Origin of the sequence: Bordetella hinzii LMG 13501, from assembly GCF_001548475.1 — a bacterium.
Classification (GTDB): Bacteria; Pseudomonadota; Gammaproteobacteria; order Burkholderiales; family Burkholderiaceae_B; genus Bordetella; species Bordetella hinzii.
The window spans coordinates 48283-74445 of sequence record NZ_LRUJ01000018.1 but is presented as its reverse complement, the minus strand read 5'-3'; the positions used below and the strand labels follow the sequence as shown (position 1 = coordinate 74445).

Sequence of the window (26163 nt, the reverse complement as noted above, 5' to 3'; positions counted from 1 at the left end):
GGCTTACTCCGTCAGGAAGGCCAGGACCTCGCGGGTGAAGGTCTCGGGATCTTCCCAGTTGGAAATATGCGAGGTATTGAGTTCGACGTAGCGCGCCCCGGCGATGTGCTCGGCCAGGTAGCGGCCGTCGGCCGGCGTGGCGGCCAGGTCGTGCGTGCTGGCGATGACGAGGGTGCGGGCGCGGATCTCGCCCAGGCGCGCGCGCAGGTCGGCATCGCGCAGCGCGGCACAGTTGCCGTTATAGCCGGCATCGGGCGTGCGGCGCAGCATGTCCACCAGCACTTGCGACAGGCCCGGCTCGCGCTGGCGGTAGCCTTCGGTCAGCCAGCGCTCGACCAGGGCGGGCGCCATGGCCGACAGGGTCTGTTTCTGCACGGCGGCGATGCGGTCGCTCCAGCCTTGCGCGCTGCCGATGCGGGCGGCGGTATTGCACAGGACCAGGCGGTCGATGCGGCCGGGGTGCTCCAGCGCCAGCGTCAGGCCGGTGGGGCCGCCCATGGACAGGCCGCAGAAGTGGGCGCGGGCAATGCCCAGGTGATCCAGCAGCTCGACCACGTCGCCGGCCAGCTGCTCAAAACGGTATTCGCCGTCCGGCACGGACGAGCGGCCATGGCCGCGGGTGTCGTAGCGCACGACGCGGAAGTGCTTGGCCAGGGCCGGCACCTGGCGCGCCCACATATCGGCGTTGGTGCCCAGGGAGTTGGACAGGACCAGGGCGGGGGCGTCGGCGGGACCGTCGACGACGTAGTACAGGCGAGCCTGGCTGAGATCGGCGTAGGGCATGGGAATTCCTTGGCGCGGCGCGCCGGTTCACAACATCAAAGATAGCTTTTGCCGTCTACATAGGCTTTGCGCCAGCGCGTGATCGACACGCGCTCGAACAACTCGGCCTTGTAGAAGGGATCGGCCTGGATCAGCCGCTCGGCCTCTTCACGGGTATCGACGTCGACGACATAGAGGCCGCCGCCGATGTCGGTGCCGTCATCATGCAGTTTGGCGCCGCAGGCCAGCAGCAGGTGCTTGTTGGCGTCCAGGAAGGCGAGGTGTTCGCTCCTGGTGGCCTGGCGCAGGGCCAGGCTGCCGGGCTTGTCGAAGGTCTCGATGATGTAGGGCATGAGCGGCTCCGGGATCAGATGGCCGAGGGATGGCGCGCCAGCGCGGTGACGCGGATATCCATATAGGGGAACAGCGGCAGCGAGGACAGCAGCTGGTGCAGCTCGTCATGGCTGTCGACGTTGAAGATGCTGACGTTGGCATAGCGGCCGACCACGCGCCACAGGCTTTGCCACTTGCCTTCGTGCTGCAGCTTCTGGGCCAGGGCTTTTTCGTCGGCCTTCAGTTTGTCGGCCTTGTCGGCGGGCATGTCGGGCGGCAGGTTGACTTGCATTTCGACCATGTACAGCATGGTATCTCTCCTTGTCGGGGCGGCCTGCGGCCGCCGGCATCGATGTGCGGGGCCGGGCCCCGGGGGTATTAGTTGGCGAACTTCAGCGGCAGGCCGGTGAGTTCGATCAGGCGCTCGGGCGTCATGCCGCCGAAGAGATCGGTGACAGTCACGCCGTCTTTGTTGATGTCGAAGACGGCCAGGTCGGTGTAGACGCGCGAGACGCAGCCCACGCCGGTCAGCGGATAGCTGCAGGCCTGCACCAGTTTGCTCTGGCCGTCGCGGGTGAGCAACTCCATCATGACAAAGACCTGCTTGGCGCCGATGGCCAGGTCCATGGCGCCGCCCACGGCGGGGATGGCGTCGGGCGCGCCGGTGTGCCAGTTGGCCAGGTCGCCGTGCTGAGACACCTGGAAGGCGCCCAGCACGCAGATGTCCAGATGGCCGCCGCGCATCATGCCGAAGGAGTCGGCATGATGGAAATAGGCGCAGCCGGGCAGTTCGGTGACCGGCTGCTTGCCGGCGTTGATGAGGTCGTAGTCTTCCTGGCCTTTTTCCGGGGCCGGGCCCATGCCCAGCATGCCGTTCTCGGTATGCAGGATGACCTCGCGGCCGGCCGGCAGGTGATTGGCCACCAGGGTGGGCAAGCCGATGCCCAGGTTGACGTAGGCGCCTTCGGGGATGTCTTGCGCAACGCGGGCGGCCATGGCGTCGCGGCTCAGTTTTTCGCTCATTGTTACTCCTTGGCGCCGCGGGGGGCGTCGATCTGCACTACGCGCTTGACGAAGATGCCCGGGGTGACGACGGTTTCCGGGTCGATGTCGCCCAGCTCGACGACTTCGCGCACCTGGGCCACGGCCACGCGCGCGGCGCTGGCCATGATGGGGCCGAAGTTGCGGGCCGTCTTGCGGTAGACCAGGTTGCCCCAGCGGTCGGCGCGTTCGGCCTTGATCAGGGCGTAGTCGGCGGTCAGCGGATACTCCAGCACATACTGGCGGCCGTTGATCTCGCGGGTTTCCTTGCCTTCGGCCAGGGGCGTGCCATAGCCGGTGGGGGTGAAGAAGGCGCCGATGCCGGCCCCGGCGGCGCGGATGCGCTCGGCCAGGTTGCCCTGGGGCACCAGTTCGAGTTCGATCTTGCCGCTGCGGTACAGGCCGTCGAAGATCTGCGAGTCCACCTGGCGGGGGAAGGAGCAGATGATCTTGCGCACGCGGCCGGCGCCCAGCAGCGCGGCCAGGCCCGTCTCGCCGTTGCCGGCATTGTTGTTGATGATGACCAGGTCCTTGGCGCCTTGATCGAGCAGGGCGTCGATCAGCTCCATGGGCTGGCCGGCGGTACCGAAGCCGCCGATCATGATGGTGGCGCCGTCCGGCACATCCGCCAGGGCGGCCGCCGCGCTTGGAACGAGCTTAGAAATCATAGGAGTCTGCGATAGTGGTGGCGTGTGATAATTTTGTTCTGCTGTAGAACACCGGTTCTTCAGGAGAACATCCTTTCATGGGGGGTATGCCAAGGCGAGGCCCGCGTCCCCCCATACTTCTGCGGTAGGTAGAGCAAGCGTGAGTGAAGAAGGTCATTCCCAAGTCCCCAGCGACAGCTATGTGCAGTCTTTCGCCCGAGGCCTGGCCGTGATCCGGGCTTTTGGCCCGGAGCGCGCGCAGATGACGCTGTCGGAGGTCGCCGCGGTGGCGGGATTGACGCGCGCCGGGGCGCGCCGCATCCTTTTGACCCTCGTGCAGCTGGGTTACGTGGCCCAGGAAGAGCGGCGCTTCTCGCTGACGCCACGCATCCTGGAACTGGGGTATGCCTATCTGTCGGGCACGCCGCTGTGGAACCTGGCGCTGCCCTATATGGAAGAGGTGGCCGAAAGCACGCGCGAGTCGTGCTCGGTATCGGTGCTCGACGGCACCGACATTGTCTATATCCTGCGCCTGTCCACCCACAAGGTGATGAGCATCAACCTGGCGGTGGGCAGCCGCCTGCCGGCCTGGGTGACGTCGATGGGGCGGGTGCTTCTGGCCGGCCTGCCCGCGCCTGAGCAGGATCGCCTGCTGGCCGACAGCCGCATCCAGGCCTATACCCCGTCCACGCTGACCGATGTCGCGCGGCTCAAGCAAGAGCTCGCCCGGGTGCGCGCCGAGGGCTATGCCTGCGTGGTCCAGGAGCTGGAGCCTGGCCTGCAATCGGTGGCGGTGCCCATCATGGACCGCAGCGGGCGCGTGATCGCCGCGATGAACGTCAGCGGGCACGTCAGCCGCTTTTCCCGCGAGGAAATGCTGCAGGCCTTTCTGCCTGGCCTGCGTCATGCCGCGGGCCAGATCAACCAGGCCTTGCTGCGCCGCTGAGCGGCAGGCGGGAGAACGGGCCGGGCGCATGTCCGGCCTCAGACGGGCGCCACGCCGAGCGTGGTGCCGCCGCACACATAGAGCACCTGGCCCGTCACGAAACCGTTGTCCGGCGACAGGAAGAACATCGCGGCGCGCGCCACGTCCTCGGGCGTGCCCAGGCGCTTGACCACGATGCTGTCGATGATGCGCTGGGTCCGCGGCGCGCCGGCGGGGTTGCTCTTCATGAAAAGATCGGTGGCGATGGGGCCGGGGCCGATGGCGTTGACCGTGATGCCGTCGCCGCCCAGCTCCATGGCCAGCGTGCGCGTCATGCCCAGCAGGCCGGCCTTGGTGGCCGAATAGACGACGCGGTCGGGCTTGCCCAGCGCGGCGCGCGAAGACATGTTGACGATGCGGCCGAAGCCGGCCTCGCGCATGGCCGGCAGGACGGCCTGGATCAGGATGAGGGCCGTGCGCAGATGCAGCGAGACGACATAGTCCAGGTCGGCCAGCGTGGCCGTGTCGGCCGTGCCGGGCCGCGTGGCGCCGGCATTGTTGACCAGGCCCACGATGGCATAGCGTTCGGTGACTTCACGGGCCACCGCCTCGGTCTGCGAGGCATCGGTGAGGTCGGCCTGGAAGGACACCAGGCCGGCCGGCGGCGCCTCGGGCAGGCGATAGTCGATGTTCACGACGGTGTGGCCGGCGTCGAGCAGCGACCGGGCAATGGCCGCGCCGATGCCATTGCTTGCGCCGGTGACGAGGTAAGCGGTGGGTTTCATGCGGAATCTCCGGGATCAGTGGGTCATGTAGCCCCAGGCGAGCACGGCGGCGATGTGGATCACGCCCACCCAGAGCATCATGATGACGGTATAGCCCATCACGTCGCGCAGCTTGAGCTTGGACAGGGCCAGCGCGGGCAGGATCCAGAAAGGCTGCACCAGGTCGTTCCAGGCATTGCCCAGCATGACGGACATCGCGGTCTGGTTCAAGGCGCTGCCGATTTCCTTGGCCGCGTCAATCATGAAGGGGCCCTGGATGACCCAGTGGCCGCCGGCCGAGGGGGCGAAGAAGTTGATGACGAACGAGCTCACCAGGCCCCAGAAGGGCAGGGTGGCCGGCGTGGCGACGTCCACGAAGATCTTGGAGATCGTGGTGACCAGGCCGGAGCCGGCCATGATGGCCATGATGCCGGCATAGAAGGGATATTGCAGGATGATGCCGGAGATGGTCTTGATGCCTTCGTTCAGCTTGGTGACATAGGCCGCCGGCGTGCCCAGCAGGATGATGCCCAGGAACAGGATGATGAAGTTGATCAGGTTCAGGTCCAGCGACTTGCCGTCGGCGAAATAGAACACCACGTAGGCGATGCCCAGCAGGCCGATGAGCAGGCTGAGGATGCGGCTGTTGTTCAGGCGGCTGGCCAGCGTGTTCTCGACGCCCATGCTGTGGGCCGACGGGGCGTTTTCGCTGCCCTTGTCGATATTGGGGTCGACTTCAATGACCTTGTCGCCGGCCTTGGGGTGCAGCCAGGCATTGAGCAGCGGCAGGGTGATGATGATGACCAGGCTGGTCAGCAGCATGGGCACCGAGAAAATGGTCTCGGACAGGGGGATGACGCCCATGGCCTTGGCCGTGGGATGCCCCGGAGTGGCCACCAGCACGGGGATGCTGGCCGACAGGCCCAGGCCGTACATGGTGAAGCCGCTATAGGCGGCGGCGATGATGAGCGGATAGTGCACGCCCTTGACCTTGAGCGCCAGTTTCTTGGCGACCACGCCGCCGATCACCAGCCCGAAGCCCCAGTTCAGATAGCTGCCGATGCCGCCGACCAGCGTGGCCACGATGATGGCCGTGCGCGGGTTGTGCACATGGCTGACGATGCGGTCGAGCAGGCGGTCGGTCAGGGGAGCCGTGGCCAGCACATAGCCCATGGCCAGGATGACGGCCATCTGGGTCGTGAAGGCCAGCAGGCTCCAGAATCCCGAGCCCCATTCGCGCGTGATCTGGGGCAGGCCCTGGCCTTCGACGGCAAAGGCCAGCACGACGGTCAGCAGCGTCAGGCCGATCGCGAAGACAAAGGGATCGGGCAGATACTTGCGCATCAGCTCCGTGAAAAATGAAGCGAGTTTATTCATGGTGCCTCCTACAGACTCCAATAAGGCGTATGGCTTGTTTATGTTTGCGCACGCGCTGACGCCGCCCATGCTTCTGGCATGGGCGGCTGGGGGGATCAATCAAGTTCTTGTGTCTTGAGCCACTGGACCAGGCCGGCCAGGGCCGCGCTTTTCTCGCGCAGCACGCGCTCGCGGCGCTCGGGCGGCCAGGTATAGAAACCCTGGCCGGCCTTGGCGCCGATCTCGCCGCTCTGGACCTTGCGCGTGAGCAGGTCGGAAGGGGTTTCGCGGTTTTCCAGATCGGCGTAGAGGTAGCTGGCGATGGCGTGATGCACGTCGATGCCGTTCATGTCGCGCTGTTCCAGCGGGCCGGACAGGGCCAGGCGGATGCCCAGGCTCCATTTGACGACCTCGTCGATGTCCTCGGCGCTGGCCACGCCTTTTTCCAGCAGCGAGATGGCCTCGCGGGCCAGGGCGTGCTGGATGCGGTTGGCGATGAAGCCGGGGATGTCGCGATTGACGCGCACCGGGCGCTTGCCGGCGGCCTTCAGGGTGGCCATGACGAGGTCCACCGTGGCCTCGGCGCTCTCGTCGCCGCGCACGACTTCGACCAGCGGGATGACGTCGGCCGGCGTGAAGAAATGCGTGCCCACGAAACGGTCGCGGCGGGTGACGGCCTGCGCGATGGCGTTGATCGACAGGCCGGACGTATTGGTGGCGAAGATGGTGGCCGGTTTGCAGATCTGGTCGAGCTGGGCAAACAGATGGCGCTTGAGGTCCAGCTTTTCGGGCACGGCCTCGATGACCAGATCGCAATCGGCGGCGGCCTGCAGTTCGGGGGACATCCGGATGCGCGCCAGGCTGGCCGGGACATCGTGGGGGGCGTACACGCCCAATTGGCGTTCAATGACCTGCGTGGCGCGCGCCAGCGCGCCTTCCACGGGGTCGATCAGGACGACCGGCAGCCCTTGCGAGGCGAACAGGGCGGCAATGCCGCTGCCCATGGCGCCTGCGCCGATGACGGCCAGATTCTGGATGGGGAAATCCATGAAAAAGCTCGCTTACCAGCGGCCTTGGCGCGTCGCCGCCCCATGGCCGGCCCGGGCAGCGCCGGCGTCTCGTCCAGGGTGCTTCTCCGTGCCGTGGCCAGAAAAATCTTTATGTTCTATATGCGAACATTTGTGCGTATATAGAATTTCTTCAGGGATATTACTAAGAATTGCTGCTGGTGGACAAATGGGCTGGCGGGGCGTCCATTTGGTGGACACCCCGCCGCAGGGCTCAATACGGGCTGGCGCCGCGGCCGCCGTGCTTGTCGGCCGCGTCCCGGAGCTGGCCTATCCGGAGTTGCGCAGGCCGGCGGCGATGCCGTTGATGGTCAGGTGGATGGCGGGCATCACGCGCGGATCCGGCGTGGCGCCGGGCCGCTTCTGGCTGGCGCGGTGACGGCGCAGGAGATCGATCTGGAGGTAGTTCAAGGGATCGATATAAGCGAAGCGCTCGCGCAGGGAGGCCGCCAGCGCGGGGTTGTCGGCCAGGAGCTCGCGCTGGTTGATGAGCTTGAGCATCGCCAAGGTGCGCGCATGCTCCTCCGAGATGGCGCCGAAGATGCGCTCCCGCAGGCCGCGCTGGGGCACCAGCATGGCGTAGCGCTGCGCGATGGCGAGATCCGATTTGGCAAGCACCATCTCCATATTGGACAGCAGGGTGCGGAAGGCTGGCCAATCCCGCGCCATGTCGCGCAACTGGGACAGCCGCGCGCGCTTGGCGCGCGGCGCGCCTTCGGCGCCGTCTTCGAGATAGGCCTGCAGCGCCGATCCCATGCCGTACCAGCCCGTGAGCATGAGGCGGCATTGCGCCCATGAAAACCCCCACGGAATGGCGCGCAGGTCTTCGATTTTCTGGCCCTGCTTGCGCGAGGCCGGGCGCGAACCGATGTTCAGGCCGGCAATCTCGTTGATGGGCGTGGCCGCGAAGAAGTAGTCGGCAAAGCCGGGCGTCTCGTAGACCAGCTTGCGGTAGCTGCGCTGCGCGCCGGCCGACAGGACATCCATGGCCTGGCCATGATGCGCCATATGGGCGTCCTCGGCCTGGCGGGCCGCCGCCGGCTGTTGCGCCAGCGTGGCCTCCAGCACGGCCGAGACCAGCAGTTCCAGGTGCCAGCGGCCGATCTCGGCGTCCTTGTACTTGGTCTGGATGACTTCGCCCTGTTCGGTCAGGCGCAATTGGCCGGCCACCGTGCCCGGGGGCTGGGCCAGGATGGCGTCGAAGCTAGAGCCGCCGCCGCGCCCCACCGAGCCGCCCCGGCCATGGAAGAGGCGCAGCTTGACGTGGCGGGCGCGAAAGACCTCGACCAGTTCGCGTTCGGCGCGGTAGAGCGACCAGTTGGAAGTCAGGTAGCCGCCGTCCTTGTTGCTGTCCGAATAGCCCAGCATGACCTCCTGGCTCTCGTCCTGGGCCAGGCGCACGCGCTCGCGCACCTCGGGCAGGTCCAGCCAGGCCGCCATGATGGAGGGCCCGCGCTCCAGGTCGGGGATGGTCTCGAACAGCGGCACGACCATCAGGCCGTCGCCGGCCTCGGGGGCGGTGCCGGCCGGCGCGATGAGGCCGGTTTCTTTCTGCAGCACCAGCACCTCCAGCAGATCGCTGAGGGTTTCGGTGTGCGAGACGATGGTCTGGCGCACGGCGGCCCGGCCGTAGCGCGCGCGGGCCGCGGCGGCCGCGCGCAGGACGGCCAGTTCGCGCGTGGTGTCTTCGCTGTAGGCGATCCAGGGCGACGCCAGCGGGCGGGCCGTGGCCAGTTCGGCGCGCAGCAATTGCACGCGGGCTTCTTCGTCCATCAGGTCGTAGCGCAGCGGGCGTCCGTCCTGGCCGGCGCGGGCGAACAGCTCGGTCAGCACGCGCTCGTGCACATCGGAGCTTTGGCGCAGGTCCAGCGTGGCCAGATGAAAGCCGAACACCTCGACGGCCTGCTGCAGGCCGGCCAGGCGGAGCTTGGCGATGGGCGCGCCGTGGTGCCGGGTCAGCGATTCGGCGATCACGGCGAGGTCTTGCGCCAGGGCCTGGGGATGCGGATAGGGTTCGGCTGGCAGCGTGCTGCGCAGCGCGAGCTCGCGTCCGGTCAAGGCGCGCGCGGTGGCGGCCAGGCGCGCGTAGACGCCGATGAGGGCGCGTCGGTAAGGTTCGTCGCGGCGGTGCGGCGAGGTGTCGCCGCCGGCGTCGGCCAGCTGGCGCAGCGCGTCGCTGGCGTCGATCAGCAGGGTCGTGACGGAGATCTCGGCGCCCAGCGCGTGGACTTCGTTCAGATAGTGTTCGAAGACCACCGTGGCCTGGCGCAGCAGCGCCAGCTCCAGCGTGCCGGCGTCCACATTGGGGTTGCCGTCACGGTCGCCGCCTATCCAGCTGCCCATGCGCAGAAAAGGCTCCAGCGGCGCCGGCGGCGGGGCGAAGGGATTGGCGGCTTCGGGGCTGAGCAGCTTGGACAGGTCGCCGTACAGCCGCGGAATGGCCGACAGAAAGGTGCTGCGGTAATAGGTCAGCGCGTTTTCGATTTCGTCGGCCACGGTCAGGCGGGTGTTGCGCAGCATGCGGGTCTGCCACAGCGTGTCCACGCGGCCCAGCAGGGCGCTGTCGAGCTCGGCGCTTTCATCGCTGGTGAGGGGCTGGTCGCGCTGCGCGATCAGCGTGGCGATCTCGCGATGCGCGTCCAGCGTGCTCTTGCGCTGGACCTCGGTGGGGTGGGCCGTCAGCACCGGCATGACGCAGGCCTCGCTGATGAGGCGGCGGATACGCTGGGCCGAGACGCCTTGCGCATGCAGCAGCTGCACGGCCTGGCGCAGGCTGCCTGGCGCGGGCGCCGGATCCGCCAGCGCGCGGGCGCGCTGGCGGCGGTTCTGGTCGCGGTCTTCGGCAATGTTGAAAAGGTGCAGGAAATAGCTGAAGGCGCGCGCCACCAGATTGGGGTCGTCCGAGCGCAGCTGCTTGACCAGTTGCTGCATCAGCTGCCCGTCTTCTTCCCGTCCTTCGCGGCGAAAGCGCACCGCGCTGCGGCGCAGTGTCTCGATGGTGTCGAAAACCCGTTTTCCTTCGCAGGCCTGGATCACGGTGCCCAGATAGCGCCCAAGCAGGCGGATGTCATTGCGTAGGGGTTCGGCCAATTCAGACTGCGCGCGTGTAGCGTTCATCAAGCGTTCCGTAAAAGAATGGGAGATGTCGTGGCGATGGGGCAATGCAAAAATCGGGACGCTCAAATTTTACGCAGGCTTCCTTACGCCGTCGCCTGCGTTACATTGGCGGCTGGCACGCACTTTTTTGGCCTCTCCGCTATGCAAAACCATCAACGACGCGCCCTGGTCCTTTTCTCCGGCGGCCAGGATTCCACCACTTGCCTGGCCTGGGCCCTGGACCGCTACGCCCATGTCGAGACCGTGGCCTTCGACTATGGCCAGCGTCACCGCATCGAGCTGGATGCGCGGCTGAACGTGCTGCGCGGCATCCGCGGCCAGTTTCCGGATTGGGCCGCGCGCCTGGGCGAAGACCACCTGCTGGACCTGAAAGTGCTGGGCCAGGTGGGCGATACCGCCATGACCAGCGAGCGCGCCATCGAGATGCAGGCCAATGGCCTGCCCAATACTTTCGTGCCGGGGCGCAATCTGCTGTTCCTGACGCTGGCCGCCGCGCTGGGCTACCGCCGCCAGCTCGATGTGCTGGTGGGCGGCATGTGCGAGACCGACTTCTCCGGCTATCCCGATTGCCGCGACGACACCATCAAGGCGCAGCAGGTCGCACTCAGCCTCGGCCTGGGCGCGCGGTTGACCATCGAGACGCCGCTCATGTGGCTGGACAAGGCCGATACCTGGGCCCTGGCCGACAGCCTGGGCGGGCCGGAACTCGTGCAGACCATCGTCGAGGAAAGCCACACCTGCTATCTGGGCGAACGCGGCCAGCGCCACGATTGGGGCTATGGCTGTGGCGAATGCCCGGCCTGCAGCCTGCGCAAATCGGGCTGGCTGCGCTGGGTGGCCCGCGCCGAGACCGAGGGCTAGGCCGGCCGGTGACGCCAGGCCAGCGCGGCCGAGGCGAGGAGGATGACGCAGGCCGCCGCGACCGACATGCCCATGGCAAAGCGCGGGCCGGCGGTATCGATCCAATAGGCATAGACCGACGGCGCGGCCGCGCTCAACAAAAAGCTCGGCACCAGCAGCCGGCCGACGATGCGGCCATAGTGGCGGCGGTCGAACAGCGTCAGCGCCAGCGTGCCGCGTGTGATGGTCAACAGGCCATTGCAGGCGCCATATCCCAGCGCATAGAGCGCGGCCAGGCGCGGATCGGCCGCGGCCAAGCCGGCGGCCAGCGCCAGGGGCAACCCGGCCGCGGTCAAGAGATTCAGGCTGACCGGGTGCAGGCGTCCTCCGAAGGCGAGTTCCAGCAGGCGCGCGCCCACCTGGCCCACGCCCCATAGGGCGGCCACGCCCACGGCGGCCTGGGCGGCCAGCCCCAGGCCTTGCAGCAGCGCGATCAGATGCGTGGCGTTGCCCGAGGCCAGAAAGCTGGTGAGCATCACCACCACCATGTAGAGCAGCTGGTCGGTCCCGCCGCCGCTGGCGGCCTGGGTCGTGGCGGCGCCGGCGGCCGGCGGGGCGGCGCGATCGCGGGGCAGTGTCCGGTGAAGCGGGATCAGGGCCAGGGCCAGCGCCGCATAGGCCAGCAGCGCGCCGCGCCAGCCCCACAGCGCCGCCATGGCCTGGCCGGCCGGCCACATCACCGTCGAGGCCAGGCCGCCGAAGAGCGTGATCTGCGACATGGCCCGCCGGGCGCCGGGGCCGGCCGCATAGGCCAGGGCGGCGAAGGCGGCGTCGTAGAGCGCCAGTCGCATGCCCAGGCCCAGCAGGGTCCAGGACAGGAAGTAATGCCAGGCGTGGTGCGTCAGCGCCAGGTTCAGGCAGCCCAGCGCCATCAGCGCCGCCCCGGCCGGCATGACGCGACGGCCGCCCCAGCGGTCGATGGCGCGGCCGGCCAGCGCGGAACTCAAGGCCATGCACACGATGGCCCAGGACATGCCGGCATAGACGAGCGTGGCGCTCCAGCCCAGCTCCTGGCGCATGGGCTGGCCGAAGTTGCCGATCAGATAGAAAGACACGCCCCAGCCGATCAGCTGCGACAGGCCCAGGCCGATGACGGTGCGGGCCGGGATCACGGCTGCGGCGGCGTGCGGTCGCCTTCTCCGAGCGCGCGCTGCATCAAGGCCGTGTCGCGCCACTTGCCATGCTTGAAGCCCACGGCGCGCAGGGTGCCGGCGGCATGGAAGCCGCAGCGGGCGTGCAGGGCCATCGAGGCCGGATTGCTGTCGCCGATCACGGCCAGCATCTGGCGCCAGCCGGCGGCGGTGCACTGGTCGATGAGCGCGTCGAGCAGCTTGCGCCCGATGCCCAGGCCGTGGCGGCCATTGCGCACATAGATGGAATCTTCGCAGGTGTGGCGGTAGGCGGGCCGGGGGCGGTAGAGCGTGGCATAGGCATAGCCCACGATTTCGCCGCCGCATTCGGCCACCAGATAGGGCAGGCCGCGCTCCAGCACGGCGGCGCGGCGCTGGCGGATGTCGTCGACCGAGGGCGGCTCCAGTTCGAACGAAGCCGTGCCGTGAAGCACGTGGTGCGCATAAATGGCCTGGACCTGGGTGAGGTCGTCCTCGGCGCTGGCGCGGATCAGGATGGTGGGGCTCAAGCTGGGGCTCATGAAGAAGAAGGAAAACCACGGAACAGCGCCTAGTGTGCGCCCGCGCTATGGATAAGGGAAGCTTCTTGGAATTATCATTGGCATAAGAAAATATTCTAGATCGCATGAAAACCGCAGGCCTCAATCTCGATCATTTGCGCGTGCTGCTCGATGTCATGGAGCTAGGCAGCTTTTCGCTGGCCGCCGAGCGCCACGGCCTGTCGCAACCCGCCGTCAGCCAGCAGGTGCGCCAGCTGGAGCGCCGCTATGGGCTGCGCCTGATCGAGCGCATGGGCCGCAAGGCCAGCGCCACCGCCGCAGGCCAGGAGCTGGCCGGCCACCTGCGCGGCATCCTGGCCGCCATCGAGGACGCCGACCTGGCCATGCAGTCCCTGGCCGCCGGGGTGTCGGGACGGGTGCGGCTGGGCACGGGGGCCACCGCCTGCACCTATCTGCTGCCGCCGCTGCTGGCGCGGCTGCGCCAGCAGTTCCCGGACCTGGATGTCGTGGTCCGGGTGGGCAATACGGCCGATCTGCTGCGCGACATCGAGGACAACCGCCTGGACGTGGGCCTGCTGACCATGCCCATCCGCGCGCGCAGAGTCCTGGCCACGCCCGTCCTCGAAGACGAATTCGTCGCGATTTTCCCGGCCGGCGCGCCGGCGCCGCCCAGCCGTATCACGCCGCAGCTGCTGATGGATCGGCAGGTCGTGCTGTTCGAGCCGGGCGCGCAGACGCGCGCGCTGGTCGATGAGTGGTTCGGCGCCGCCGGCCTGGCCTTGCGGCCCACGATGGAGCTGGGCAGCACCGAGGCCATGAAGGAGATCGTGGGCGCCGGCCTGGGCTGCGCGGTGTTGCCGCGCCTGGCCGTGTCCGGGGCGGGGGCGCGGGCCGGGCTGGTCACGCGCTCGCTCACGCCGCGCCTGGGCCGCGAACTGGCCGTGGTGACGCGGCGTGACAAGCCCGTCAGCCGCGGCCTGCGCCAGGTGCTCGATGGCCTGCTGGGCCTGAAATTCCCCGGGGACAAACCCTGATTGATGCGCCGCACAGCGCCGACCGGGGCGTCCCGGGCCGATACAGCGTAATATTTATGCCTTTGCTGACATCATCGCCCGAGAAGGATCATGCCGCACTACCGTTCACGCACCTCCACCCACGGCCGCAACATGGCCGGCGCGCGCGCGCTTTGGCGCGCCACCGGCATGAAGGACGGCGATTTCGGCAAGCCCATCATCGCGGTGGTCAACTCCTTTACGCAATTCGTGCCCGGCCACGTGCACCTGAAGGACCTGGGCGCCCTGGTGGCTGGCCAGATCGAGGCGGCCGGCGGCGTGGCCAAGGAATTCAATACCATCGCCGTGGATGACGGCATTGCCATGGGCCATGGCGGCATGCTGTATTCGCTGCCCTCGCGCGAGCTGATCGCCGACTCGGTCGAGTACATGGTCAATGCGCATTGCGCCGACGCCATGGTGTGCATCTCCAACTGCGACAAGATCACTCCGGGCATGCTGATGGCCGCCATGCGCCTGAACATCCCCGTGGTCTTCGTCTCGGGCGGCCCGATGGAAGCGGGCAAGGTGATCTCGCCCACCGACGGCAAGGTCATCGCCAAGCTGGACCTGGTCGACGCCATGATCAAGGCCGCCGACCCCAATGTGAGCGATGCCGAGGCCGAGCAGGTCGAACGCAGCGCTTGCCCGACCTGCGGCTCCTGTTCCGGCATGTTCACGGCCAACTCCATGAACTGTCTGACCGAGGCCATCGGCCTGGCGCTGCCGGGCAACGGCACCATCGTCGCCACGCACGCCTGGCGCCGGGGCCTGTTCGAGCAGGCCGGCCGCCTGATCGTCGACCTGTGCCGCCGCTACTACGAGCAGGACGACAGTTCGGTCCTGCCGCGCAGCATCGCCACCAAGGCCGCCTTCGAAAACGCCATGTCGCTGGACGTCGCCATGGGCGGCTCCACCAACACCGTGCTGCACCTGCTGGCCGCGGCCCAGGAAGCCGGCGTGGACTTCACCATGGCCGACATCGACCGCATCTCGCGCAAAGTGCCCTGCCTGTGCAAGGCCGCGCCGGCGACCGACAAATACCACATCGAAGACGTGCACCGCGCCGGCGGCATCCTGGGCATCCTGGGCGAGCTGGCGCGCGCCGACCTGCTCGACCTGTCCTGCGGCAATGTGCACAGCGGCACGCTGGGCAAGGCGATCGCGCAATGGGACGTGGCCGGCGGCGCCGGCGAAGACGCGCAGAAGTTCTACCGCGCCGCGCCCGGCGGCGTGCCGACCACGGTGGCCTTCAGCCAGGACAAGACCTTCCTGACGCTGGACATGGACCGCAAGACCGGCTGCATCCGCAGCAAGGAAAACGCCTATTCCAAGGATGGCGGCCTGGCCGTGCTGTATGGCAACCTGGCCGAAAAGGGCTGCATCGTGAAGACGGCCGGCGTGGACGAGTCGCAGTGGGTGTTCACGGGCCGTGCGCGCGTCTTCGAAAGCCAGGAAGACGCCGTCGAAGGCATCCTGGGCGACAAGGTGGTCGATGGCGACGTCGTCATCATCCGCTACGAAGGCCCCAAGGGCGGCCCCGGCATGCAAGAGATGCTCTACCCGACCTCCTATCTGAAGTCCAAGGGCCTGGGCAAGACCTGCGCGCTGTTCACCGATGGCCGTTTCTCGGGCGGCTCGTCGGGCCTGGTCATTGGCCACGCCTCGCCGGAAGCCGCCGAGGGCGGCACCATCGGCCTGGTCGAGGACGGCGATGTGATCGAGATCGACATTCCCAACCGCCGCATGCATCTGGCCGTCGAGGACAATGAACTCGCCCGCCGCCGCGCGGCCATGGAAGCCCGTGGCGAGCAGGCCTGGAAGCCGGTGGACCGCCAGCGCGTGGTGTCGCTGGCCTTGCAAGCCTATGCCGCGCTGGCCACTTCCGCCGACCGCGGCGCGGTGCGCGATCTGTCCCAGCTCAAGCGCTGACCGGGTTCTCGCACGGCACGGAACAGCCCGCTTGCGCGGGCTGTTCTGTTTTCCGGCGTCCTATTGCGGCGGCGCGGCGGCGCCCTGCATGGCAAGATGCGCGGGCAAACTCCGATGCATCGTACGCGGGGCGCGGGACAGAATGCGGCCTGTCCATCCCATCAGGCCGAGTAGAGTGCATGCAATCCGCAATCCGCAATCCGCAATCCGCAACTGAGTGCGTGAGGCTCGCCACCGCTACGCTGGCCCTGGCCGCGGGCATGATGGCCGCGCCGGCCCACGCCGCCGACGGCGTGATCACCATCACGGGCGAGATCACCGACCAGACCTGCAAGATCAATGGCAAGGATTCGCCGGCCGATATCATCGTGGCCCTGCCCAAGATCTCGAATGCGGCGCTGAAAAACAAGGGGGATACGGCAGGCGCGACGTTGTTCACGATCAGCCTGACAGACTGTCCCGCCAGCTTGAGCGGCAAGGTCAACGCGCATTTCGAGCCAGGGGCCACGCTGGACCATGACAGCGGCAACCTCTATGCCTACACCACGGCGGAGGCCGTGACCACGGCGGCCAGCGCGATCCCGGCGAACCAGTCCAGCGCCAGCAAGGCCGACAATGTGCAGATCCAGCTGGCCAATACCGACGGCAGCGCCATCAAGATCGGTGATGGCACCACGACCCATGGCGTCGATTTCAGCGGCAGCGACAAGAAAACCGCCACGCTGCGTTATCTGGCGCGCTACGTCAAAAGCGGCGACGCGGCGATCGCGGCGGGCAAGCTGGTGACCTATGTGCAGTACTCCATCGCCTACCCCTAGGCGAAGGCCCGCTCCATCTCGCGCCGAAAGCGCGCCGCCAGGGTTTCTTCATCGCAGCTGACGTCGCTCAGGCGTATGGGCTGCGATTGGCGCACGGCATGCTTGAGCACCGCGCCTTCGGCCAGGCCGATGGGCAGATAGGCGTCCTCCACCGAGGTCCGGGCGGGCACCAGGCGGCCATAGACGCTGTAGCCGCCCGAGCCGTCGAGGATCTCGCCAGCGGCCATGTCGCGCTTGGCGGTGGCGATGACGTCGGCGTTCCAGGCCGTGGGGCTGCCGGTGGGTTCGCGCCGCAAGCCGATGCTGGCCACGCTCATGCCCAGTTCCATGCCGATGAGGTGATAGGGTTTGTACATGGCCGCATAGTGGCCGGAAGGGTCGGTCACCAGCCCGTAGTCGCGGAAGGAGTCGCGCACGAAGTCGCTGCCGGCGGCCAAGGTGACGTAGACGCCCCAGCGCAGGTCGCGGAATACCGCCCGGCCATCGCGCTCCAGCGAGGAGACGACTTCCACCTGGCCGCGATGGTGCAGCATGCCGCCGTGTTCGCGCGGCCGCAGCACCCGGGCCAGGTCGTCCACGCCGCAGGGGGGGTAGAGCAGGCCCTGGGGCGCGGGCGTCAGCCCCGTGGCGTTGGAGACGCAGGCCATTTCCAGCGCGCTCTTGGTGCCATCCAGAAAGCTGTTGAACAGGCGCGCGTCGAAGTCGCCCGCGGCCACCATCTCGTCGGTGAAACCGTAATACGGCCATACGGTGTCGGGAGTGGAGGTATGGAATTCGGGGAGGTATTTGGTGCCTTTGCCGGCCGCCACCACCTCGAAGCCGCAGGCGCGGGCCCAGTCCACCATTTCGCAGATCAAGGCGGGCTGGTCGCCATAGGCCAGCGAATAGATGATGCCCGCCTCGCGCGCGCGGCGCGCCAGCAGCGGGCCGGCCAGGGCATCGGCGGCCACGTTGACCATGACGATGTCCTTGCGGTATTCACAGCACAGCAGGGTGTGGGAGATGCCGTCGGCGGGCAGCGCGCTGGCGTCGATGACGATCTCCACGTCGGCGTCGGCAATGACGTGCAGCGCATCGTCGCAGCAGAAGACCTTGCCGCTGCGGGCCGCTTCGTGGATGCTGGCCGCGCCCAGCGCGGCGGCCGGCCAGCCGCTGCGGGTGAGCGCGGCGCGGGCGCGCGAGGCATTGTCCTCGGCCACCGCGACCAGGCGCATGCCCGGTGTGCGCTGCACCTGGCTCAAGAACATGGAACTGAACTTCCCGGCGCCGATCAGGGCCACCTTCAGCGGCTTTTTGTCGGCTTCGCGCTGTTTGAGCAGGCGGTGCAGATTCATGGGTCACCTTGTCCTGGCGGGTGCGCCCTGGCGGGGCTGTGCAAAGAGCATAGCCCCAATCGGCTGTCATGAGGAACTCAGTTGTCGGCCTGGTAGAGGGCGCCGGCCAGGACGTTGCGCCAGTTCTGCCAGGTCAGGCGCAGGCGGCCGGTTTCCTGGCGGTTATAGGGGGCGTCATAGATGACATGCTGCCACCGCGGGCGCGCCGCGCCTTCGATGCGGGGGCGGTCATCGATCAGCAGGTCGCCCTGCACCAGGGTCTTGTCGCGCGTCAGGATGAGGCGCTCGGTCGCCGCGCGCCCGAAGTGCCGTTCTATCCATTGGTACTTCTCGAGCACGCAGTTGTCATACTGGCGCAGGGGCGAGCTGCAGAAGCGGACTTCCATGCCCAGCGCCATCAGTTCGCCGACGGCCTCCAGGGCGCCCGGGACCGGCGGCAGGTTGCGGATGAATCCCGGTTCGGTATAGATGGCCTCGGCCTGGGCGCGCAGCGCCGGGGGGTAGTCTTCCAGGATATGGAAGGAGCGGCGATCGTCGAAGGCGACAGGCGCGATGTCGGGATGGCGCCGGCGCCAGGCGTCGATGAAGGCGTGTTCGAAGTCGGCCAGCACGCCGTCTTGATCGAGCAGGATCAACATGATGTCGGAAGGGAGTGGGGTTGGCGGATTGTGCCACGCGGCCTTGGGGGCCGGCCCTTGGGGTCAGCCGCTGCGCGCCAGTTCGCGGTAGCGGGACTGGCCGCCAGGCTCGGAGGCCATGAGGCAGAAATGCGCATAGGGCCAGTCCAGCGCGCCGGGTGGAGGGGGCGGATCGAAACTGCCGGCGTTGCGCAGCAGCGTGACGTGGGGCGTAAAGCCCGATTCTTCCTTGGCCCAGCCCAGGGGCGCGATGTCGCGCCAGATCTGTTCGTGCAGGGCGGCCAGCGCCTCGTGCCCGCCCTCTGGGCCGGCCCAGACGATGCGTGGCCGCTTGAAGCTGCCATAGCAGGCAATGCGGATCCCGCCCGGCGCGATGCGGCTTTGGCGGGTGTAGCCGATGAGCTGCCGGGTTTGCGCCGGGCTGGCCGGGCCGAGAAAGGCCAGGGTGAGATGCAGGGTGTCGGTGCGCATGACGCGCCCGCCGCAATGCGGCTGGGCGTGCCGGGCCCAGGCCGCGAGCTGGCCGGCCAGCGCCGCGCTGGGCCACAAGGCGAAAAAAAGCCGGGCGAACCCGGCGGAACTTGGGATTGCCATGGGCCGATTATGACCCGATGGCCGGGGAGTCCCAAGAGGGCGAAACCCGTGTCAGCGCGCCGCCACCGCCGCAGGCGGCAGGTCCCAGCCGCCGCCCAGGGCGCGGATCAGCTCGACCGTGGAGCGGGCCTGCTCGCCGGTGAGCTGGACCGAGATGCGGCGCTGCGCCAGGACGGTGCGGTCGGCCTCGATCACGTCCAGGTAACTGATGGATCCTTCGCGGTACTGGGCATGCGAGATGCGCGCGGCGCGGGCCGAGGCGTCGACCGCCTCGCCCTGGGCGCGCGTCTGGTCGCCCAGGATGCGCAGATTGGCCAGGTTGTCCTCGACCTCGCGGAAGGCGGTGAGCACCGTCTGGCGGTATTGCGCCACGTCTTCCTCGTAGACCGCGCGGGCGCGGTCTACGCCGGCCTGGCGGCGCCCGCCGTCGAAGATGGGCAGCGACAGGGCCGCGCCCACCAGCGGACCGAGCAGGAAGGTGCGCGATGACCAGTGGAAGAGATTGCTCAGCTCCGAGGACTCATAGCCCAGCGCGCCGGTGATATCCAGGCGCGGGAAGAAAGCCGCCTTGGCCACGCCGACCCGCGCATTGGCCGCGGCCATGGCGCGTTCGGCCGCGGCGATGTCGGGGCGGCGCTCCAGCAAGGCCGAGGGCAGCCCGGCGGGCACGGCGATGGCCACGGGCGCCAGCGGCTGCGGCGGCATGGTGAATTCGGCCGGCGTCTTGCCCAGCAGCACGGCCAGCGCGTGTTCGGCCGTGGCGCGCTGGCGGTCCACGCCCAGCGCCTCGGACTGCGCCTGGGCCAGTTCCGACTTGGCGCGCGCCAGGTCCAGTTCGCTGATATCGCCGGCGTCGAAGCGGCGCTGGATGAGCTGCAGGGTTTCTTCGCGCAGGGCCACCGTCTGGCGGTAGAGCTGCGATTCGGCGTCGCGCTCGCGCACCAGGAAGTAGGTGGAGGCCACGTCGGCCTGCAAGGCCAGCAGCACGGAGCGGTAGAGCGCCTCGCTCTGCTGGGCGTCGGCCGTGGCGGCGTCCACCGTGTTGGCGACGCGGCCGAAGAGGTCGGCCTCATAGGCGACGCTGGCCTGCGCGCGCCACAGCGTGGACGGGCTGGTCGAGGCGTTGTCGGGCAGCCCCTGGGAGGCGGGCGAGGGCCGCTGGCGCGTCGGGCCGAAGCCGGCGTCCACCTTGGGGAAGAAATCCGAGCGGGCGTCGCGCTGCAAGGCGCGGGCCTGTTCCAGGCGGGCGGCGGCGGCCTTGAGATTCTGGTTGGCGGCCAGGGCCTCTTCCTGCAGGGCGTTCAGCCCGGGGTCGCCGAAGACTTTCCACCATTCGCCGCGCAGCGCCTCTTCCGAGGGCTGGGCGGGCTTCCAGTTGCCGGTTTCGTGCGCGGCCAGGACAGGCGCGGCCTCCTTGTACTGGGCGGGTGTGGCGGCGGCGGGTTTCTGGTAGTCGGGGCCCACCGCGCAGCCTGCCAGCACCAGGAGCGCGGCGAGCAGGCCGGATATGCGAGCAATGCGTGTTGTCATGATAGTTTCCGGGCTCAATGTTCGAGGTGGGGCGCGGTCACCGGCGCTTCATGGTGCGAGGCCGAGTGCAGCTTGCGCTTGCTCAGGGTGCGCAGGGCCACGTAGAAGACCGGCGTCAGGAACAGGCCGAACAGCGTCACGCCCAGCATGCCGAAGAACACCGCCACGCCCATGGCATGGCGCATTTCGGCGCCGGCGCCCGAGGACAGCACCAGCGGCACCACACCCATGATGAAGGCGATGGAGGTCATCAGGATGGGGCGCAGGCGCAGGCGGCTGGCTTCGATGGCGGCCGCAAGCGGCGTGGCGCCCTGCATTTCCAGTTCGCGGGCGAACTCCACGATCAGGATCGCGTTCTTGGCCGACAGCCCCACCAGCACCATGAAACCGATCTGCGTGAAGATGTTGTTGTCGCCGCCGGTGAGCCAGACGCCGGTCAGCGCCGCCAGGATGCTCATGGGCACGATCAGGATCACGGCCAGCGGCAGGGTCAGGCTCTCGTAGAGGGCGGCCAGCACCAGGAAGACCAGCAGCACGGAGATGGGGAAGACCCATAGCCCGGCATTGCCGGCCAGGATCTGCTGGTAGGTCAGGTCGGTCCACTCCATCTTCATGCCGCGCGGCAGCACCTCGGCGGCGATGCGCTCGGCCGCGGCCTGGGCCTGGTTGGTGGAATAGCCCGGCGCGGGGCCGCCATTGATGTCGGCGGCGGTGTAGCCGTTGTAGCGGACCACCATCTCCGGACCGAAGGTCTGCTTGAGCGTCACCAGCGACGACAGCGGCACCATGTCGCCGGCGGCGTTGCGGGTCTTGAGCTGCAGGATGTCGTCCGGATGGGCGCGGAAGGGCGCGTCGGCCTGGGCCCGCACCTGGAAGACGCGGCCGAAACGGTTGAAGTCATTGACATACATGGAGCCCAGATAGATCTGCATGGTGTCGAAGACTTCGGTCACGGGCACGCCCAGCTGCTTGGCCTTGACGCGGTCCAGGTCCACGTCCAGCTGCGGGACGTTGATCTGGTAGCTGGAGAAGGACGGGCCCAGCTCGGGGGTCTGCGCGGCGCGGGCGAGGAAGGCCTGCGCGGCGCGGTCCAGTTCGGCATAGCCCATTGCGCCCCGGTCCTCGATCTGCAGCTTGAAGCCGCCCAGCGTGCCCAGGCCAAGCACCGGCGGCGGCGGGAAGACGGCCACGAAAGAGTCCTTGATGACGCCGAACTTCTGGTTCAGGCTGGCCGCGATCGCGTTGCCCGACAGCGCCGCCGACTTGCGCTCGGCAAAGGGCTTGAGCGTGACGAACACGATGCCGGCGCTGGAGCTGTTGGTAAAGCCGTTGATCGACAGGCCCGGGAAGGCGATGGCGCTTTGCACGCCGGGCTCGGCCAGCGCGATGTCCGACATGCGGCGGATCACCGCGTCGGTGCGGTCCAGCGAGGCGCCATTGGGCAGTTGGGCAAAGCCGATCAGGTATTGCTTGTCCTGGGCGGGCACGAAGCCGCCGGGCACCAGGTAGGAGATCCCCGCCGTCAGCGCCAGCAGGACGACGTACGCGCCCAGCGCCTTGCTCTTGTGCCGGATGACGCCCTGCACGTTGACGGCGTAGCGCTCGGAGGCGCGTCCGAACATGCGGTTGAAGGCGGCGAAGAAGCGGCCCAGGAAGCGGTTCATCTGGCGGGTGAGCCAGTCGGGCTTGTCGTGGTGGCTGCGCAGCAGCAAGGCCGAGAGGGCCGGCGACAGCGTGAGCGAGTTGAAGGCCGAGATCACCGTCGAGATGGCGATGGTCATGGCGAACTGCTTGTAGAACTGGCCCGACAGCCCGGTCATGAAGGCCAGCGGCACGAACACCGCGCACAGCGTCAGGGCGATGGCGATGATGGGTCCGCTCACCTCGCGCATGGCGCGGTAGGTGGCCTCGCGCGGCGTCAGCCCGGCCTCGATATTGCGCTCGACGTTCTCCACCACCACGATGGCGTCGTCGACCACGATGCCGATGGCCAGCACCATGCCGAACAGCGACAGGGCGTTGATGGAATAGCCGAACATCAAGAGCAGCGAGAAGGTGCCGATGATGGATACCGGCACCGCCAGCAGCGGAATGATGGAGGCGCGCCAGGTCTGCAGGAAGAGAATGACCACCAGCACCACCAGCGCGATGGCTTCGAGCAGGGTGTGGATCACGGCCTCGATGCTGGAGCGCACGAACTGCGTGGGGTCATATTCGATGCGGTATTCCACGCCCGGCGGGAAGTCCTGCGAGAGCTCCTTCATGGCGTTGCGCACATGGGTGGCGACGTCCAGCGCATTGGAGCCCGGCGATTGCATGATGCCCATGCCCACGGCGGACTTGTTGTCCAGCAGCGAGCGCAGCCCGTATTCCTGGGCATCGAGCTCCACGCGGGCCACGTCGCCCAGCAGCGTCACCCCGCCGTCGGGCGAGGTCTTGAGGATGATGTCGCGGAACTCCTCTTCGGTCTGCAGGCGGCCGCGCGCATTGACGTTGAGCTGCAGCGGCACGTCGCCCACAGTGGGCGAGGCGCCGATCACGCCGGCGGCGACCTGCACGTTCTGTTCGCGGATGGCATTGACCACTTCGGTGGCCGTCATGCCGCGCTGGGCGACTTTCTGCGGGTCCAGCCAGACGCGCATGGAGTAGTTGCCCGAGCCCCACACCGTCACCTCGCCCACGCCGTTGATGCGCGAGAGGCGGTCCTTGATGTTGATGATGGCGTAGTTGCGCAGATAGGTGATGTCGTAGCGGTCGTTGGGCGAGAGCAGGTGCACCACCAGCGTCAGGGTGGGCGAGCTCTTGACCGTGGTCACGCCCAGGCGCTGGACGTCGGGCGGCAGGCGCGGCAGGGCTTGCGAGACCCGGTTCTGCACCAGCTGCTGCGCCTTGTCGGGGTCCACGCCCAGCTTGAAGTTCACCGTCAGCGTGAGGTTGCCGTCGCTATTGGCCTGCGACTGCATGTAGATCATGTCTTCGACGCCGTTGATGGCTTCTTCCAGCGGCGAGGCCACGGTCTCGGCGATGACCTTGGGGTTGGCGCCCGGGTATTGGGCGCGCACCACCACCGAAGGCGGCACGACTTCCGGATATTCGGCGATCGGCAGCTGGAACATGGCCAGCAGGCCGCCCAGCAGGATCAGCACCGACAGCACGCCCGCGAAGATGGGCCGGTCGATGAAGAACTTGGAGATATTCATGTGAGGCTCCGGGCCTTGTTGTTCTTTATTGCAGGGCCGCCGAGGCTGTCTTGACGGCCTGCGGCGCCGTGTCCATGGACACGATATTGGGGGCGACCACGGCGCCCGGGCGCACCCGTTGCAACCCGTTGACCACGATGCGTTCGCCCGCTTCCAGGCCCTTCTCGACCACGCGCAAGGGGCCCACGTTGGCCCCCAGCGTCACTTCGCGGTAGGCGGCGTGGTTCTGGTCGTCCAGCACCAGCACATAGCGCTTGTTCTGGTCGGTGCCGATGGCCTTCTCGTCGACCAGCACGGCCTCGCGCGGGGCGCCGCCGCCCAGGCGCACGCGGGCGTAGAGCCCGGGCACCAGGCTGCCGTCGCGGTTGTCGAACACGGCGCGCACGCGGATGGTGCCGGAGGCGGTGTCCAGGCGGTTGTCGACGTATTGCACCTGGCCTTCGCGTGAGTAACCGTCTTCGTTGGCCAGGCCCAGCTGCACCGGCACTTCGGTGCCGGTGGTGCGCGAGGGATTGACGTACTTCAGGAAGGTCTGTTCATCGACATCGAAGGAGGCGTACATGCGCGAGACCGACACCAGAGTGGTGAGCGGCACCGATTGCGCGCCAGCGTTGACCACATTGCCCACCGTCACCTCGGCGCGCGAGACGCGGCCGTCGACCGGAGCGGTAATGCGGGTGTAGCCCAGGTTCAGGCGGGCCGACTCAAGCGCGGCGCGCGCGGCCTGCAGGTTGGCCGCGGCTTCGCGCGCGGCATTCTGCTTTTCCTCGAAGTCACGCTTGGCGATGGCGTTCTCGCCCAGCAGGCGCTGGCCGCGCGCCAGGTCGCTGGCGGTATAGGCCGCGCGCGCCTGGGCCGCGGCCAGCTGGGCGGTGGCGCGGTCGACTTCGGCGACATAGGGGCGCGGGTCGATGGTGAACAGCACATCGCCCTTCTTGACGAGCGCCCCATCCTGGAAATGGACCTCGGTCAGCGTGCCGGAGACCAGGGGGCGGATGTCGACCCGGTCGATCGCTTCCAGGCGTCCGGAGTAACGTTGCCAATCCACGATGGTGCGTCCCAGCGCGGGGGCGACGTCCACCGGCGCGGCGGCCGGCTGGCCCTGGGCATGGGCCGCATTGGGCGAGGAGGGCAGCAAGGCATAGCCCGCGCCCGCGGCCAGGAGGGCGGCGGCAATCGACAGGACTGCAATGCGATGGCGCGAAGGCGTCATGGTGTTTCCTTGAACAAATATTGGGGAAGGATCGGGCGGGCCGGAGGAGAGGGGGGCCGCGGGGCAGGAAATGCTGCGCTGCGGTATCAGGCGACAAGCCGGCAGGCCGATACAGATGGGGCGATTCTGAGCTTTTCGACGATCAGGATAAACAATGCTGGTTCGGCAATACTGTTCGTTCCAGGCGTACAATCACAGCCGAATCCGCGGTATCCTTGGCGGACAACTCATTGATAGGACAGGAACATGGATCGTTTCCAAGCCATGCAGGTCTTCGTCCGCGTGGTGGAGGCCAACAGTTTCACGCGGGCGGCGGACAGCTTGACCTTGCCCCGCACAACGGTCACCACCATCATCCAGAACCTGGAGCGCCACCTGGGCGTGCGCCTGTTGAACCGCACCACGCGGCGCATCAGCCTCACGCCCGACGGCGCCGCGTACTACAAGCACGCCACGCGCATCCTGGCCGAGGTCGAGGAGACCGAGGCCTGCTTCCAGGACGCAGCCCTGCGTCCGCAAGGGCGCTTGCGCATCGATGTGCCCGCTTCGATCGGCCAGCTCATCCTGATCCCCGCCTTGTGCGAGTTCCACACCCGCTACCCGGATGTCGAACTGGTGATCGGCATGGGCGACCGCCGCGTGGACCTGGTCCAGGAGGCCGTGGACTGCGTCATCCGTGGCGGCGAGCTGGAGGATTCCAGCCTGGTGGCGCGCCGCATCGGCACCTTCCAGACCCTGACGTGCGCCGCGCCATCCTATCTCGAACGCCGCGGCATGCCCGAGTCTTTGCAGGACCTGGAGCAGCGCCACCAGGCGGTGCATTACTTTTCCTCCGTCGGGCGCAATTTCGCCTGGGCCTTCGTGGTCGACGGCAAGGAACAATTGGTGGACGTGCCCAGCGTGGTCTCGGTCAACGACTGGGGCGCGCACCTGACCTGCGGCCTGCAGGGCTTCGGCCTGATCCAGACCGCGCGCTACATGGCGCTGCCCCATCTGCAATCGGGCGAGCTGGTCGAGGTCCTGCCGCAGTGGAAGCCCAAGTCCGTGCCCATTTCGCTGCTGTATCTGCAGAACCGCCAGCTCTCGCCCAAGGTGCGCGTCTTTTCCGACTGGGTGGCGGATCTGTTTGCGCGCTGTCCGCTCTTGTCCGGCCGCGACGAGAACGACCCCGGCATGTACAGCTGCGGCATCGAGCAGCCCACGCTGCTGCCGGCCGGCGAACACGCCGCGCGGCGCCGGGTTCCCCAGGAGGTGCCCGAGTTCATCATGTAGTCTGCGGACTATCCCTTATGTCGGGGACGGGGCATAAA

General features: G+C 67.8%; 23 protein-coding genes. 6 read left to right on the top strand and 17 right to left on the bottom strand.

Annotation, left to right across the window (positions count from 1 at the left end):
* Positions 1–3 precede the first annotated feature (3 nt).
* From pcaD to AXA74_RS13440, 5 genes are all read right to left on the bottom strand, one after another.
* Complete coding sequence (gene pcaD / locus AXA74_RS13460; protein ID WP_032958421.1) at positions 4–783, bottom strand: 3-oxoadipate enol-lactonase; 780 nt, start codon at positions 781–783, stop codon at positions 4–6.
* 35 nt (positions 784–818) lie between these two features.
* Positions 819–1115 carry a YciI family protein gene (locus AXA74_RS13455; RefSeq protein ID WP_029577991.1) on the bottom strand — a complete coding sequence of 99 codons (297 nt, stop codon included), beginning with the start codon at positions 1113–1115 and terminating at the stop codon, positions 819–821.
* Between the two features lie 14 nt (positions 1116–1129).
* The gene (gene catC, locus AXA74_RS13450) at positions 1130–1405 is read right to left on the bottom strand and encodes a muconolactone Delta-isomerase (RefSeq protein ID WP_029577992.1); all 276 of its coding nucleotides are present in this window, start codon (positions 1403–1405) and stop codon (positions 1130–1132) included.
* Positions 1406–1473: 68 nt separating this feature from the next.
* Positions 1474–2118: a 3-oxoacid CoA-transferase subunit B gene (locus tag AXA74_RS13445; RefSeq protein ID WP_029577993.1), complete on the bottom strand. Its 645-nt coding sequence runs from the start codon at positions 2116–2118 to the stop codon at positions 1474–1476.
* Positions 2119–2120: 2 nt separating this feature from the next.
* On the bottom strand, positions 2121–2804 hold the full coding sequence (locus AXA74_RS13440; RefSeq protein WP_029577994.1) for a 3-oxoacid CoA-transferase subunit A: 684 nt from the start codon (positions 2802–2804) through the stop codon (positions 2121–2123).
* Between the two features lie 139 nt (positions 2805–2943).
* On the opposite strand from AXA74_RS13440, the gene AXA74_RS13435 reads away from it, so the two are divergent.
* Complete coding sequence (locus tag AXA74_RS13435; RefSeq protein ID WP_029577995.1) at positions 2944–3729, top strand: IclR family transcriptional regulator; 786 nt, start codon at positions 2944–2946, stop codon at positions 3727–3729.
* Positions 3730–3767: 38 nt separating this feature from the next.
* On the opposite strand, the gene AXA74_RS13430 is transcribed toward AXA74_RS13435, so the two are convergent.
* From AXA74_RS13430 to ppc, 4 genes are all read right to left on the bottom strand, one after another.
* Positions 3768–4493, bottom strand: coding sequence for an SDR family NAD(P)-dependent oxidoreductase (locus AXA74_RS13430; RefSeq protein WP_032958419.1), 726 nt, complete (start codon positions 4491–4493; stop codon positions 3768–3770).
* Positions 4494–4508: 15 nt separating this feature from the next.
* Complete coding sequence (locus AXA74_RS13425; protein WP_032979517.1) at positions 4509–5849, bottom strand: short-chain fatty acid transporter; 1341 nt, start codon at positions 5847–5849, stop codon at positions 4509–4511.
* Between the two features lie 95 nt (positions 5850–5944).
* Positions 5945–6877 (bottom strand): 3-hydroxyacyl-CoA dehydrogenase family protein, encoded by a 933-nt coding sequence (locus AXA74_RS13420; RefSeq protein ID WP_029577998.1) that lies wholly within the window; start codon positions 6875–6877, stop codon positions 5945–5947.
* Between the two features lie 288 nt (positions 6878–7165).
* Complete coding sequence (gene ppc, locus AXA74_RS13415; protein ID WP_029577999.1) at positions 7166–10012, bottom strand: phosphoenolpyruvate carboxylase; 2847 nt, start codon at positions 10010–10012, stop codon at positions 7166–7168.
* 141 nt (positions 10013–10153) lie between these two features.
* Between ppc and queC the strand changes: the two genes are divergently transcribed.
* Positions 10154–10873: a 7-cyano-7-deazaguanine synthase QueC gene (gene queC, locus AXA74_RS13410; protein WP_029578000.1), complete on the top strand. Its 720-nt coding sequence runs from the start codon at positions 10154–10156 to the stop codon at positions 10871–10873.
* Here queC and AXA74_RS13405 read toward each other — a convergent pair.
* Together AXA74_RS13405 and AXA74_RS13400 are read right to left on the bottom strand one after the other, a co-directional pair.
* Positions 10870–12024, bottom strand: coding sequence for an MFS transporter (locus tag AXA74_RS13405; protein WP_029578001.1), 1155 nt, complete (start codon positions 12022–12024; stop codon positions 10870–10872). The genes queC and AXA74_RS13405 overlap by 4 nt on opposite strands.
* The gene (locus AXA74_RS13400) at positions 12021–12563 is read right to left on the bottom strand and encodes a GNAT family N-acetyltransferase (protein ID WP_029578002.1); all 543 of its coding nucleotides are present in this window, start codon (positions 12561–12563) and stop codon (positions 12021–12023) included. The genes AXA74_RS13405 and AXA74_RS13400 overlap by 4 nt, the downstream gene beginning before the upstream one ends.
* 104 nt (positions 12564–12667) lie before the next feature.
* Here AXA74_RS13400 and AXA74_RS13395 point away from each other — a divergent pair, with 104 nt between their 5' ends.
* From AXA74_RS13395 to AXA74_RS13385, 3 genes are all read left to right on the top strand, one after another.
* On the top strand, positions 12668–13576 hold the full coding sequence (locus AXA74_RS13395) for a LysR family transcriptional regulator (protein WP_029578003.1): 909 nt from the start codon (positions 12668–12670) through the stop codon (positions 13574–13576).
* 90 nt (positions 13577–13666) lie between these two features.
* On the top strand, positions 13667–15526 hold the full coding sequence (gene ilvD / locus AXA74_RS13390) for a dihydroxy-acid dehydratase (protein ID WP_029578004.1): 1860 nt from the start codon (positions 13667–13669) through the stop codon (positions 15524–15526).
* 179 nt (positions 15527–15705) lie between these two features.
* A complete protein-coding gene (locus AXA74_RS13385) occupies positions 15706–16344 on the top strand; it encodes a fimbrial protein (protein WP_126623646.1) in 639 nt (212 codons plus the stop codon).
* Here the strand turns inward: AXA74_RS13385 and AXA74_RS13380 are convergent.
* From AXA74_RS13380 to AXA74_RS13355, 6 genes are all read right to left on the bottom strand, one after another.
* Positions 16341–17678 (bottom strand): NAD(P)H-dependent oxidoreductase, encoded by a 1338-nt coding sequence (locus AXA74_RS13380; protein ID WP_029578006.1) that lies wholly within the window; start codon positions 17676–17678, stop codon positions 16341–16343. The two genes, AXA74_RS13385 and AXA74_RS13380, sit on opposite strands and share 4 nt — an antisense overlap.
* A gap of 77 nt (positions 17679–17755) precedes the next feature.
* A complete protein-coding gene (locus AXA74_RS13375) occupies positions 17756–18316 on the bottom strand; it encodes a 5'-3'-deoxyribonucleotidase (RefSeq protein ID WP_029578007.1) in 561 nt (186 codons plus the stop codon).
* Between the two features lie 63 nt (positions 18317–18379).
* The gene (gene thpR / locus AXA74_RS13370; protein WP_032979516.1) at positions 18380–18910 is read right to left on the bottom strand and encodes an RNA 2',3'-cyclic phosphodiesterase; all 531 of its coding nucleotides are present in this window, start codon (positions 18908–18910) and stop codon (positions 18380–18382) included.
* A gap of 51 nt (positions 18911–18961) precedes the next feature.
* The gene (locus AXA74_RS13365; RefSeq protein ID WP_032958410.1) at positions 18962–20440 is read right to left on the bottom strand and encodes an efflux transporter outer membrane subunit; all 1479 of its coding nucleotides are present in this window, start codon (positions 20438–20440) and stop codon (positions 18962–18964) included.
* Positions 20441–20454: 14 nt separating this feature from the next.
* A complete protein-coding gene (locus AXA74_RS13360; RefSeq protein WP_029578010.1) occupies positions 20455–23640 on the bottom strand; it encodes an efflux RND transporter permease subunit in 3186 nt (1061 codons plus the stop codon).
* 25 nt (positions 23641–23665) lie between these two features.
* A complete protein-coding gene (locus AXA74_RS13355; protein WP_029578011.1) occupies positions 23666–24853 on the bottom strand; it encodes an efflux RND transporter periplasmic adaptor subunit in 1188 nt (395 codons plus the stop codon).
* Between the two features lie 246 nt (positions 24854–25099).
* Here AXA74_RS13355 and AXA74_RS13350 point away from each other — a divergent pair, with 246 nt between their 5' ends.
* Positions 25100–26125 (top strand): LysR family transcriptional regulator, encoded by a 1026-nt coding sequence (locus AXA74_RS13350; protein WP_029578012.1) that lies wholly within the window; start codon positions 25100–25102, stop codon positions 26123–26125.
* Positions 26126–26163 lie beyond the last annotated feature (38 nt).